Source organism: Pseudomonas sp. PvP089 (assembly GCF_017875165.1).
Taxonomy (GTDB): domain Bacteria; phylum Pseudomonadota; class Gammaproteobacteria; order Pseudomonadales; family Pseudomonadaceae; genus Aquipseudomonas; species Aquipseudomonas fortuita.
In genome coordinates this window covers 5,738,515-5,750,222 of sequence record NZ_JAGGME010000001.1, presented here as the reverse complement: position 1 = coordinate 5,750,222, position 11,708 = coordinate 5,738,515, and the positions used below count along the sequence as shown (strand labels likewise).

Genomic DNA, 11,708 nt, shown 5'->3' with positions numbered 1-11,708 from the left:
AGCCATGGGTGAGTTCGAGCTGATCAACCATTACTTCGCCGCCGCGCCTTGTGCGCAGGGCGGCGAAGGCGTGGCCCTGGGTATCGGCGACGATTGCGCCCTGCTGGCCCTTCCCCCCGGTGAGCAACTGGCGGTGTCGACCGACACCCTGGTCGCCGGGGTGCATTTTCCCGCTGTTTGCGATCCGCTGCTGCTTGGCCAGCGTTCGTTGGCCGTGGCCGCCAGTGACCTGGCCGCCATGGGTGCAGCTGCGATCGGCTTCACCCTCGCCCTGACCTTGCCTGATGTTGGCCCTGACTGGCTGGCAGCCTATGCTGACGGCCTCAGCCGCATGGCCCACCGTTGCCGCATGAGCCTGATCGGGGGTGACACTACCCGAGGCCCGCTGAGCATAACCGTTACCGTGTTTGGCCGTGTACCGACAGGCCAGGCGTTGCGCCGTAGCGGTGCACGGCCAGGCGACCTGCTGTGCGTTGGCGGAGTGCTGGGCAAGGCGGCCGGCGCGCTGCCGCTGGTGCTGGGCGAGCGCGAGGCGCCTGCTGAACAGGCCGAGCCGCTGCTGGCCCATTACTGGTCGCCAATGCCGCAGCTCACCCTCGGAACGCTGCTGCGTGGTCGGGCCACGGCGGCGCTGGACATCTCTGACGGCCTGCTCGCTGATTGCGGGCACATCGCCAAGGCGTCCGGCGTTGCGCTGGAGGTGAACCTGGCCCAGGTGCCAGTGTCTCCTGCTGTAGAGGCTTTCCTCGGCCGCGAAGCAGCAGTGCAGGCAGCCCTCGCCGGTGGCGATGATTACGTGCTGGCCTTTACGCTGCCGCCTGAGGCGCTGGCGCCCTTGGCTGATCTTGGCGTGGTCGAGGTGCATACCATTGGTCGTGTGCTCGAAGGGCAGGGCGTCACCTTGCGCGACGTGCAGGGCCGGGACATCACCCCCGTTCAGCGGGGCTATCAACACTTTAGGGAGACACCGTGACCGATCACCCCAATCAGGTGCCTGCGGAGTTTGTTCCGCCTTCGGTCTGGCGCAACCCGTGGCACTTCATCGCTTTTGGCTTCGGTTCGGGTACCTTGCCCAAGGCCCCGGGTACCTGGGGTTCGCTGGTGGCCATACCGTTCATCCCGTTGTGGCAGATGCTGCCTGACTGGGGCTACTGGCTGTTGCTGGGCGTAAGCATGCTGTTTGGCTTCTGGTTGTGCGGCAAAGTCGCCAATGACTTGCGCGTACACGACCATGAAGGCATTGTCTGGGATGAGATTGTCGGCATGTGGATCACCCTCTGGCTGGTGCCGGAGGGCTGGCAGTGGTTGCTGGCTGGGTTCCTGATGTTCCGCTTCTTCGACATCCTCAAGCCATGGCCGATCCGCTGGATCGACCGCCATGTGCACGGGGGTGTCGGCATCATGCTCGACGATATCCTGGCCGGCGTGTTTGCCTGGCTGGGCATGCAGGTTCTGGTGTGGGCGGTTGCCTGAACAGGGAGCGCGTGAATGGCCATAAGGACGTTGCTGTTGGCAGTGCTGCTGAGCGTTGCCCCATGGGTGGCAGCTGCTGAAGGCGTGCCCAAGCAGATCCACCTGGTCAGTGAAGAATGGCTCGATTACACCAACGCTGACGGTACCGGGGTGGCCTGGGACGTACTGCGCAAGGTGTTCGAGCCGGCAGGGGTCCAGGTGGTGACCCAGAGCGCGCCCTACAGCCGTGCAGTCGGGCTGGTCAAACGCGGCGAAGCCGATGCCTGGGTGGGCTCGTACAAGCAAGAGAACGACGACAACCTGTACCCACGCTGGCACTTCGACGTCGACCACATCTACGCCTTGGGGCTTGCCAGCAAACCTGTGCCCACTGCGCAGGAGGTGGGCAAGTATCGCCTGGCCTGGGTGCGTGGCTACGATTACGGCAGCTACCTGCCAGATGTGCATGAATTCCGTGAAATTCAGCGCCGCGAAGGCATTCTGCCGATGCTCGAGCATGACCGGGTGGACTTCTACATTGATGCGCTGACCGAAGTCAATTACGTCCTCAGCCAGTCATCCCACCCCGAGCGCTTCCGCCTTAACCATGTGGCCGAATTACCGCTGTACCTGGCGTTTGCGCACAATGGCCAGGCCAAGGCCCTGAGTGACCTGTTCGACAAGCGCATGGACGAACTGGTGCGCAGCGGCGAGCTGAAGCCGATTTTCGAGCACTGGAAACAGCCGTACCCGTTCACTGCAGACAGCAAACCCCATTGAAGCAGGGGCGCTTCGCACTCCATCGCCGGCAAGCCAGCGCCCACAGGATCACTGCGGCTTCGGATCCTGTGAAGTACCTGTGGGAGCCGGCTTGCCGGCGATAAGGCCGGGCCTGGTGAACCTAAGCATCGAACTTTTCGATCTTAACCCGCGGTATTCAGCCCGCCCACAGCCTGCAACCGGCTGATACAATCGGCCCACGAGAAATTTCCAACTTATTCCAGGAGCACAACGTGCCCGTCGTCTTTGTTGCCGCCTCTAAACTCCCGACGCCATTCGCGACCTTCACCATGCACGGCTTCCTCGACGAAGCCACTGGCCGCGAGCACGTAGTGCTCAGCCTGGGTGACATTGCGGATGGCCAGCCGGTGCTGGGGCGCCTGCACTCCGAGTGCCTGACCGGCGACGCCCTGTTCAGCCAGCGCTGTGACTGCGGTTCGCAGCTGGAAGCCGCGCTGCAGGCGATCGCCCGTGAAGGCCGTGGGGTATTGCTGTACCTGCGTCAGGAAGGCCGTGGCATCGGCCTGTTGAACAAGATTCGCGCCTACGAGCTGCAGGATGGTGGCGCCGATACCGTCGAAGCCAATGAACGCCTGGGCTTTGCCGCCGACCAGCGCGACTACGCCATCTGCTTGCCGATGCTGGAGCACTTGGGCGTGAAAGCCCTGCGCCTGATGACCAATAACCCGCGCAAGGTCAAAGCCCTGACCGACATGAATATCGTGGTTGCCGAACGTGTGCCGCTGCACACCGGCCACAACCCGCACAACCGTTACTACTTGGCGACCAAGGCCGGTAAACTCGGCCACATGCTGGGCAATGAACACCAGGGCGAGGTGCCCCAGGCGTGACCCGCGCCGAGGTCAAGCGGCGCCTGGCACTGGCCTGGTGGCAGTACCTGGCTGTGGGCCTGGTGCCGCTGCCGGTCATGGCCTGGGCCTTTGGTGGTGGTGACGCGCTGATCCCGGTGCTGGCCATGCCACTGTTCATCGCCGGCGCGGCGACCATGTTCCTCAGCCTGCCGCGCTTCGGCGCTTACAAGCGCGCACTGATCGCCACCTCCAAGGTGCTCGGCACGGGCGAAGAGCCCGCTGCCTGGATCGAACTGGCGCGGGTGCGGCGCATGGCCATGCTGTACGCCTGCTTGCCGGCCTGGGTCGCCGCACTGTCTGTACTGGTCGGCCTGGAGGCGGTGCCGCAGATCCTGCTGGCGTTGTCCACCGTGGTGGTGCTGTACCTCTATCGCATTCCGCGCCAACTGGGCTGATGCGCTTTCTCCCTGGCCTGCTGGCGCTGTTCGCCTGTACCGCGCTGGCCGCTGACCCCTTGCGGGTGGTCAGCCTGGCGCCTTCGATGACTGAAATCATGCTTGAACTGCAGGCCGACGACCTGCTGGTCGGCGTGCTCGACGGTGGCGAACGGCCGGCAGCCCTGCGCGACCTGCCCTCGGTAGGGCGCCAAGGTCAACTGGACATGGAGCGCCTGCTCAGCCTGCGCCCTGACTTGCTGCTGCTCTGGCCGGGCAGCGTGCCACCTGCCCAGCGCGACCAGCTCAAGCGCCTGGGCATTGCCACCTTCAGTGCAGAGCCCCGTGACATCGACCAGTTGATCGCGCAGATCGAAGCCATCGCCGAGCGTATCGGCCGTGCCGGGCAAGGCCATCAATATGCCCAGGCCCTGCGGGAACGGCTGCGGCAGCTGCGCCAGCAGTACCGGCGTGACGAGCCCTTGCAGGTGTTCTATCAGGTGTGGGACCAGCCGTTGTACACCCTGGGTGGCCGGCAGGTGGTGAGCGATGCCCTGGCCGTGTGCGGGGCGCGCAATGTGTTCGCCGACCTCAGCCAACCAGCGCCGCAGGTGAATGTGGAGTCTGTGCTGCTGCGAAATCCACAGGTCATCCTGGCGGGTGATCAAGCGCAACTGGCAAGCTGGAAGGCCTGGCCGCAACTGCGTGCGGTTGCCGATGGCAGTTTGCTGGTGATACCCGACAAAGGCATTGAGCGGCCCAGTGGGCAGATGATCGAAGCCACCGCCCGTTTGTGCGCAGTGCTCGCGGCTAAAGCGCCGGCGTCCAGGTAACGCTGAACAGCAGCGTACGGCCTTCTTCACGGTAGGGGTGATAGGCCCCCTCATAACTGTACAGGGCGCGGCTGTAAGACCGGTCCAGCAGGTTATCCAGCTTCGCTTCCAGTTTCAGTTCATCAGTGGCGGCCCAGCTACCGCGCAGACCGAGCACACCATAGCCGCCGATGCGGTTGCGGTTGGCCTCATCGTCGTAGCTGCCGCTGACCGCTTGCCAGCTTGCCCCCGCGGTGAAACGCCCGAGCTCACGGTCCAGATCCAGGCTTAACGTGCGGCGTGCACGGCGGGCGAGAGTGTGGCCGCTCTCACGGTCACGCGGGTCGATCAGTGCCAGGCCCAGCTGGCTGCCAGGCGCCCCACTGTTGCGCCAATGCCATTTCGAAACCGTTGATCTGTGCCGAGGCCACGTTGCGGGGTACCGAGTCCTGGCCAAACACGATCGCATCGCGCAGATCGGTGCGGTATAGCGAGGCTTCCAGGCGGCTGTGCGTCGTCAGTTGGCTGCGCCATTGCAGCTCGTAGCTTCTGGAGTGCTCGGGGTCCAGGTCCGGGTTGCTGAACTGGGGGTAATAGAGGTCGTTGAAGGTTGGCGCCCTAAAGCCCTCGCTGTAGGACAGCAGCACATCATTCTGTGCGTTCAACGGTACGCTCAGGCTGCCGCTCCAGGTGGTCTGGCCGCCGAACTGCTGGTTACGGTCATGGCGCACACCCACTTCGGTGGAAAAGTGCTCGCCCTGGTAGCGGTGCTGGACGAAAACGGCGCGGTTCCAGCGGCTGTCTTCGGTGAAGTCGGTGCTGGCGTGCACGCGGTCTTCGTACCAGTCGCCACCCAGCAGCAGGCTGTTCCGCTCGCCCAGGGCCAGGTCGTTCTGCCAGGTGACTTGATCACGGTAGGTGTTGAACACGAAGCGTTCGGCGCTGAGCTTGTCGCGCTTGTCGTCGCGGTTCTCGCTGTGGGCCAGTTCCAGCCGCGAATGCCAGGCGTCGGTGAGTTGGGCATCGAAGTAGCTGCCCAGGCTGCTGACGCTGAAATCGGTGTACGGCTGTTGGCCGAAGCTTTCGAAGGTGACCGGGTCGAAGCCGCCGAACGGGTTGTCGTACTCGCTGCGGCCACGGCTGTCGAGCAGGTTCAGGCCGGCCTCGAAGCGTTCGCCAAAGGTGTGGCTCAGGCTCAGGTTGAATGCCTTGTTGCGGTAGGCGTCGTGGTCGCCATCGCTGGCGAAGGACGGCCCGGTCGAGTCGATGCCGGCCGTTTCATCCAGGCTGGCGCCAAGGTTGAAGCGGGTCGCGTCGCTGCCGCCAGAAAGCCCCAGGCTGCGCTGGAATGTCTGGTTGCTGCCGGCGGCCATGCGCAGGCGCGGCTGCAGGCCGGGGCCATTGCTGCGACGGGTGAAGATCTGGATTACCCCGCCAATGGCGTCGCTGCCGTACACCGCCGAGCGCGAGCCGCGCAGCACTTCCACCCGCTCGATCTGGTCGACGTTCAGAAACTGCAGGCCGCTGTCGCCAGAGGTAGCGTTGGCAATGCGCACCCCATCGACCAGCACCAGGCTTTGTGCCGCCTTGGTGCCGCGGATGAAGATGCCAGGCAGGCTGCCCCGGCCACCGGTTGGCGCCACTTGCACGCCGGGCACGCGGCTGAGCAGGTCGGTGACGCTGGCGGGTTGCAGGCGATCGATGTCAGTACGGGTGAAGACGGTGTTGGCAGCGCTGGTGGCGGTGCGCGACTCGACCTGGCGGCTGGCGCTGATCAGCACGTCGGGGAGCTTGAGGGCGTCGTCGCGCTCGGCGGCTAGCAGGAGTGTGGGGGCACAGAGTAGTGCGGCACAGGCGGATGTTTTCATGGGCAGCCCCAAAGTATTCGCGGGACAAGCCCGCTCCCACAGGATTGTCAATGTTCTCGAAAAGCGTGATGGACCTGTGGGAGCGGGCTTGCCCCGCGAATGGGCCGCAAAGCGGCCCCAGGGATTACAGGCCGAGCCTGGCCATGCGGGCTTTTACCGAAGCTTCGATCCCGGCCGCATCCAGCCCGCACTCAGCCAGCATCTGCGCAGGCTTGGCATGCTCGACGTAGATGTCGGGCAAGCCCAGGTGCAGCAGCGGCTTGAGCACTGCCTGGCTGGCAAGGAACTCGCCCACCGCTGCACCCGCGCCACCCATGATGGCGTTCTCTTCAATGGTTACCAGCAGCCCGTGGCTGCCAGCCAGTTCAAGCACCAAGGCTTCGTCCAGCGGCTTGACGAAGCGCATGTCGACCACCGTGGCGTTGATCTGCTCGGCCACCTGCATGGCCTCGGTCAGCTGCACGCCGAACACCAGCAGGGCGACTTTCTCGCCTTGGCGGCGAACCACGCCTTTGCCGATTTCCAGTGGGTCCAGATCGCCACTGATCGGCGCATTCGGGCCGGTACCGCGCGGATAGCGCACGGCTGCCGGGCCGTTGTACAGGTGTCCGGTGCTGAGCATCTTGCGCAGCTCGTTCTCGTCGCTCGGGGTCATCACCAGCATGCCCGGGATGCAGCGCAGGTAAGACAGGTCGTAGCTGCCTGCGTGGGTCGGGCCGTCTTCGCCAACCAGGCCGGCGCGGTCGATGGCGAACAGCACGTCGAGGTTCTGCACCGCTACATCGTGGATCAGCTGGTCGTAGGCACGCTGCAGGAAGGTGGAGTAGATCGCCACCACCGGCTTGCTCCCTTCGCAGGCCATGCCGGCTGCCAAGGTCACGGCATGTTGCTCGGCGATCGCCACGTCGAAGTAGCGCTCCGGGTAACGCTCGCTGAAGTCGACCAGGTCCGAGCCTTCCTTCATCGCCGGGGTAATACCCACAAGGCGGTTGTCGGCAGCGGCCATGTCGCACAGCCACTGGCCGAACACGGCGGAGTATTTCGGGCCGCTGACGGTCTTCGGCGCGGCAGGCTTGTCGGCCGGCTCCAGCTTGGTGATGGCGTGGTAGCCGATCGGATCGACCTCGGCCGGGGCGAAGCCCTTGCCCTTTTTGGTCACCACATGCAGGAACTGCGGGCCCTTCAGGTCACGCATGTTGCGCAGGGTGGCGATCATGGTCGGCAGGTCATGGCCGTCGATCGGGCCGATGTAGTTCCAGCCCAGCTCTTCGAACAGCGTACCCGGCACCAGCATGCCTTTGGCGTATTCCTCGGTGCGGCGGGCGATTTCCCAGGCGCCCGGCAGGCGCGACAGCACTTTCTTGCTGCCTTCGCGCATGCTCGCGTAGGTGCGGCTGGAGAGAATCTTGGCCAGGTAGTTGGACAGGCCGCCGACATTGCGCGAAATCGACATGTCGTTGTCGTTGAGGATCACCAGCATGTCGGCGTTGACTTCCTGGGCGTGGTTCAACGCCTCGAAGGCCATGCCGGCAGTCAGCGCACCGTCGCCGATCACCGCGATCGACTTGCGTGCGCTGTTCTGCAGACGGGCGGCAATGGCCATGCCCAATGCGGCGCTGATCGAGGTGCTGGAGTGGCCGACGCCAAAGGTGTCGTACTCGCTTTCGCTGCGGCGCGGGAAGGCGGCGATGCCGTCCTTCTGGCGCAGGCTGAGCATGCGGTTACGGCGCCCGGTGAGGATTTTGTGCGGGTAGGCCTGGTGGCCCACGTCCCACACCAGCCGGTCGTCCGGGGTGTCGAACACGTAGTGCAGGGCGATGGTCAGCTCGATCACGCCCAGACCGGCACCAAAATGCCCACCGGTCTGACCCACGGTGTAGAGCAGTTCCTGGCGCAGTTCGTCGGCCAGGGTCTCCAGGTCGGCTTCGGCCAACCGGCGCAGGCCGACAGGCGTGTCAGCGCGGTCGAGCAACGGCGTGACCGGGCGTTCGCGGGGGATCTCTTGAAACGTCGTGGGCATCAGGCGAGTCGTTATAGGTGTGTGAAGACGCGGCAGTTTACCCCATTGTAGGAAATACTGCCCATTCAGACGGGTGTCGCACGGGGCTGCTGTGCAGCCCATCGCCGGCAAGCCAGCTCCCACAGGATCTTCACATATCACAGGCCGCTGAGGTACCTGTGGGAGCTGGCTTGCCGGCGATGGGGCGCGCAGCGGCCCCAATCAATCAGTTACGGCGTTCGACGATGTAGCGGGCCAAGGCCCGCAGCGGCTCGGCCGTTTCCCCGAACCCTTGTAGTGCGACCAGCGCCTGGTCGCGCAGTTCGGTTGCGTAGGCCTTGGCCGCTTCCAGGCCCAGCAGGGCCGGGTAGGTCGGTTTGTCACGTGCTATGTCGGCACCCTGGCGTTTGCCCAGGGTGGCGGTGTCGCTTTCCACATCGAGGATGTCGTCCTGCACCTGGAATGCCAGGCCAATGGCCTGTGCATACACCTGCAAGGCATCCAGCTGCGCCTGTTCGGCACGGGCACTGGCCAGGGCGCCGAGGCGTACGCTGGCCTCGATCAGTGCGCCGGTCTTGTGCCGGTGCATGAACTCCAGTGCCTGCTGGTCCAGCTTCAGGCCTACCGAACCGAGGTCGATGGCCTGGCCGCCGACCATGCCTGCCGGGCCGGCGGCCTTGGCCAGGGCCTGGACCATGGTCAGGCGTACGCTGTCGGCCTGCGGGCTGAGGCCCGGGTCGAGCAGGGCACTGAACGCCAGGCTCTGCAAACCGTCGCCCGCCAGGATGGCGCAGGCTTCGTCGAACGCTTTGTGGGTAGTGGGTTGGCCGCGACGCAGGTCGTCATCGTCCATGGCTGGCAGGTCGTCATGCACCAGCGAGTAGGCGTGGATCAGTTCGACCGCGCAGGCCGCGCCGTTGGCCTGTTCGGCCGGGGCGCCCAAGGCTTCGCAGGCCGCGTAGGCCAGCAGCGGGCGTACGCGCTTGCCGCCGTTCATCACGCTGTAGCGCATGGCGGCGTAAAGGCGTTCCAGCTCTTTGGACGGGGCAACGAACAGCCGTTCGAGGGCCGCGTCGACCCGCGCCTGGCAGCTGGCCTGGTAGGTGCCGATCATGCTTCCGGCTCCGCGTCGAAGGGCTGCGCGGCCAGTTCGCCGTCGCGTTCCAGCAGGATCTGCACCTTCTGTTCGGCCTGGGCCAGTGCACCCTGGCAATCACGGGTCAGGGCGATGCCTTGCTCGAAGGCGGCCAGCGACTCTTCCAGCGACAACTCGCCGTTCTCCAGGCGCTCGACCAGTGCTTGCAGGTCTGCGAGGGATTGCTCGAAATCGAGGGAGGCTTTTTTGCGGGCCATGGCGACTTTCTCGGTGGCATTCAGAACGGCGCGACACTAGCAGAGCGGGGCGGGGGGAGCAAACTTCCCGGGCAATGCGGTTGGATTTGCCGGCCTCTTCGCGGGTAAACCTCCACAGGTATTACACCGGTTCTAAACCCGGCGCGGACCCTGTGGGAGCGGGCAAACCCGCGAATAGCCTCAAGGCGGCCTATCAGGCCGGCTCTGCTTCCCGTTCCAGCATCGCCTCGCGGTACCGCGCCAGCTCCTCGATGGTCAGCACCGGCAAGTTGTACTGCCGCGCATAAACCGCCACCTGCTCGCCACGCGCCATGCTGCCATCGGGGTTCATCAGCTCGCACAGCACCGCCGCCGGGCGCAGGCCGGCCAGGCGCGCCAGGTCCACCGAGCCTTCGGTGTGCCCACGGCGGGTCAGCACCCCGCCATTGCGGGCGCGCAGCGGGAACACATGCCCCGGGCTGACGATATGGCGCTGTTCGGCGCTGGAGCGCAGTGCCGCGCCAATGGTGGTGATGCGGTCCTGGGCAGAAACCCCGGTGGTGATGCCTTCTGCCGCCTCGATGGTAACGGTGAAGCCGGTGCCGTGGCGGGCCTGGTTGTTCTGCACCATTGGCGCCAGTTGCAGTGCGTCGACGGTGGCTTCGTCCAGGCACAGGCAGACGATGCCGCTGCAGTCGCGAATCATCATGGCCATGGTCTGCAGCGTAATGTTTTCGGCAGCGGCAATGATGTCCGCTTCGTCCTCGCGGTCGTCATCGTCGAGCAACAATACAGGGCGCCCGGCCTGGAAGGCGGCGATGGCGGCGGAAACATTGGGGAACTTCGAGTGGTGCTGGGTGGACATGAAACGCTCCTCGTGAGTGATCGATGAACGTCTCGGGGCGAACAAAATGCGCGCGCAGGGGCGCCCGGATGGCCCCTGCCTGACGCCTTCTTTCATCCGGACTATGACCGTCGGCTCTGGAGTTGCACCAGATCTGCTGACCCCCGGCATGGCCGGGGCGCTCGCGGGCTCATCTTTCGATTTACCGCCGGTGGGGACTTGCACCCCGCCCTGAAGACCCGCCAAGCATACAGCACTGTGACGCCTGGCTGGCAACCCGGTGCACCTCGACTTTTGGCGCATGCATGTAGCCATTTACCACATCGTGCCAGTTTCCAGCCCATAGAGTGCAGGCTCTGTCTTACCTCACCCAGGAGCACCCATGACCACACTCTACCCCTACACTGCCGCCGATCTTGACAAGGTATTTGCTTCGCTTGAGCCGCTCTGGTTCGATAAAAAACGCTACGCCTCGGGCCTGGACAGCAACCCCAACCCCAGCATCTTGATCGTGGCCGGGGCCCAAGGCTCCGGCAAGACTTACCTGCTGGACAACCACCTGCTGCCAAGCGGGCGCTATGATGACTTTGTGCGACTGTACTTGCCCTCGTTTCGCGAACTGCATCCGCATTACGCGGCCATGCAGGAAAAGGGCGTGCTGCATGTCTACGAACACACCGAGCCATTCATCTGGGCCTTGTGTGAAAAGGTTTTCAACCATGCCTTTGATAATCGATACAACATCATCATGGAATGCGCGCTCGATGATCTTCGTTTCGCCGATTTCCCCGCGCAAGCCGTACAGGCTGGTTATCGATTCGAAGTGCACCTGATTGCGTGCCAAAAGGAGTTCAGCCATTGGGCGACCCTCGACCGGGGCATCAAAAGCATCGGCGCAAACGAGCCCGAACGGTTCATGCCACTGTCGGTGATTGAGGGTTCGCAAGCCAATGCCCGGGCTATCCTGGACGCCTTCGAAAATGCCTGCATAAAAGTGCAAGACTCTGAAATCACGTTGTATCAACGCGGAATCGAGACGGGCATGGACAGCCAGGTGCTATGCTCCAGCCGCTGCGAAGCCGTTGATAACCTGACGCCTCAGCCAGATTTCAAGGGGAAGCCGTTCTTTACCGCTGCGCAGTTGAACCCGTCATTCGAAATTCGCCGAACCCCTGCGGCCAACGCGCCATGTTCCTATCCGCAATATTCCCAGGTTGTGCATACCGGCATGCTTGAGGAGGACACGCGACAGCAGATGGTCCGCTTGTGTTGCAAGACGCTCGATCGGGCACAGACGGAAATGCCGCGCGTGCCCGCAGACGTGTTCCACCAGTTGAGTATGTATGTGCTCAAGTACATCTACCCTTGAGCGGGG

At 64.2% G+C, this 11,708-nt stretch carries 11 protein-coding genes, 1 pseudogene and 1 riboswitch; of the genes and pseudogenes, 7 read left to right on the top strand and 5 right to left on the bottom strand.

The window, feature by feature from the left end; genetic code table 11:
* The first annotated feature begins 4 nt into the window (after positions 1-4).
* The 6 genes from thiL (at position 5) to J3A71_RS26195 (ending at position 4,311) form a co-directional block, all read left to right on the top strand.
* Positions 5-973, top strand: a complete 969-nt coding sequence (thiL, locus tag J3A71_RS26220; RefSeq protein ID WP_096425521.1) for a thiamine-phosphate kinase — start codon at positions 5-7, stop codon at positions 971-973.
* Positions 970-1,473, top strand: coding sequence for a phosphatidylglycerophosphatase A (locus J3A71_RS26215; protein ID WP_003255391.1), 504 nt, complete (start codon positions 970-972; stop codon positions 1,471-1,473). The genes thiL and J3A71_RS26215 overlap by 4 nt, the downstream gene beginning before the upstream one ends.
* A gap of 15 nt (positions 1,474-1,488) precedes the next feature.
* Positions 1,489-2,232 (top strand): transporter substrate-binding domain-containing protein, encoded by a 744-nt coding sequence (locus J3A71_RS26210; RefSeq protein WP_209952681.1) that lies wholly within the window; start codon positions 1,489-1,491, stop codon positions 2,230-2,232.
* 233 nt (positions 2,233-2,465) lie between these two features.
* Positions 2,466-3,083, top strand: a complete 618-nt coding sequence (gene ribA / locus J3A71_RS26205; protein ID WP_016484701.1) for a GTP cyclohydrolase II — start codon at positions 2,466-2,468, stop codon at positions 3,081-3,083.
* Positions 3,080-3,499 carry a hypothetical protein gene (locus J3A71_RS26200; protein ID WP_016484702.1) on the top strand — a complete coding sequence of 140 codons (420 nt, stop codon included), beginning with the start codon at positions 3,080-3,082 and terminating at the stop codon, positions 3,497-3,499. The genes ribA and J3A71_RS26200 overlap by 4 nt, the downstream gene beginning before the upstream one ends.
* Entirely contained in the window at positions 3,499-4,311 is an 813-nt protein-coding gene (locus J3A71_RS26195; RefSeq protein ID WP_060519265.1) for a cobalamin-binding protein, read from the top strand. The genes J3A71_RS26200 and J3A71_RS26195 overlap by 1 nt, the downstream gene beginning before the upstream one ends.
* On the opposite strand, the pseudogene J3A71_RS26190 reads toward J3A71_RS26195, so the two are convergent.
* From J3A71_RS26190 to ribB, 5 genes and pseudogenes are all read right to left on the bottom strand, one after another.
* Positions 4,289-6,158: pseudogene (locus J3A71_RS26190) on the bottom strand (TonB-dependent receptor). The gene J3A71_RS26195 and the pseudogene J3A71_RS26190 overlap by 23 nt on opposite strands.
* 124 nt (positions 6,159-6,282) lie before the next feature.
* The gene (gene dxs / locus J3A71_RS26185) at positions 6,283-8,178 is read right to left on the bottom strand and encodes a 1-deoxy-D-xylulose-5-phosphate synthase (protein WP_016484705.1); all 1,896 of its coding nucleotides are present in this window, start codon (positions 8,176-8,178) and stop codon (positions 6,283-6,285) included.
* Between the two features lie 205 nt (positions 8,179-8,383).
* The gene (gene ispA, locus J3A71_RS26180) at positions 8,384-9,271 is read right to left on the bottom strand and encodes a (2E,6E)-farnesyl diphosphate synthase (protein ID WP_016484706.1); all 888 of its coding nucleotides are present in this window, start codon (positions 9,269-9,271) and stop codon (positions 8,384-8,386) included.
* Complete coding sequence (locus J3A71_RS26175; RefSeq protein WP_003255380.1) at positions 9,268-9,510, bottom strand: exodeoxyribonuclease VII small subunit; 243 nt, start codon at positions 9,508-9,510, stop codon at positions 9,268-9,270. The genes ispA and J3A71_RS26175 overlap by 4 nt, the downstream gene beginning before the upstream one ends.
* A 193-nt stretch (positions 9,511-9,703) precedes the next feature.
* A complete protein-coding gene (ribB, locus tag J3A71_RS26170; protein WP_016484707.1) occupies positions 9,704-10,354 on the bottom strand; it encodes a 3,4-dihydroxy-2-butanone-4-phosphate synthase in 651 nt (216 codons plus the stop codon).
* Between the two features lie 80 nt (positions 10,355-10,434).
* A riboswitch (FMN riboswitch) is annotated at positions 10,435-10,576 on the bottom strand.
* Between the two features lie 139 nt (positions 10,577-10,715).
* Between ribB and J3A71_RS26165 the strand changes: the two genes are divergently transcribed.
* Entirely contained in the window at positions 10,716-11,702 is a 987-nt protein-coding gene (locus tag J3A71_RS26165; protein WP_102667880.1) for a zeta toxin family protein, read from the top strand.
* Positions 11,703-11,708 lie beyond the last annotated feature (6 nt).

Coding starts and splice junctions, on each gene's coding strand:
- thiL (WP_096425521.1), top strand. CDS start 5: ATGGGTGAGTTCGAGCTGATCAACCATTACTTCGCCGCCGCGCCTTGT.
- J3A71_RS26210 (WP_209952681.1), top strand. CDS start 1,489: ATGGCCATAAGGACGTTGCTGTTGGCAGTGCTGCTGAGCGTTGCCCCA.
- J3A71_RS26195 (WP_060519265.1), top strand. CDS start 3,499: ATGCGCTTTCTCCCTGGCCTGCTGGCGCTGTTCGCCTGTACCGCGCTG.
- dxs (WP_016484705.1), bottom strand. CDS start 8,178: ATGCCCACGACGTTTCAAGAGATCCCCCGCGAACGCCCGGTCACGCCG.
- ispA (WP_016484706.1), bottom strand. CDS start 9,271: ATGATCGGCACCTACCAGGCCAGCTGCCAGGCGCGGGTCGACGCGGCC.
- J3A71_RS26175 (WP_003255380.1), bottom strand. CDS start 9,510: ATGGCCCGCAAAAAAGCCTCCCTCGATTTCGAGCAATCCCTCGCAGAC.
- ribB (WP_016484707.1), bottom strand. CDS start 10,354: ATGTCCACCCAGCACCACTCGAAGTTCCCCAATGTTTCCGCCGCCATC.
- J3A71_RS26165 (WP_102667880.1), top strand. CDS start 10,716: ATGACCACACTCTACCCCTACACTGCCGCCGATCTTGACAAGGTATTT.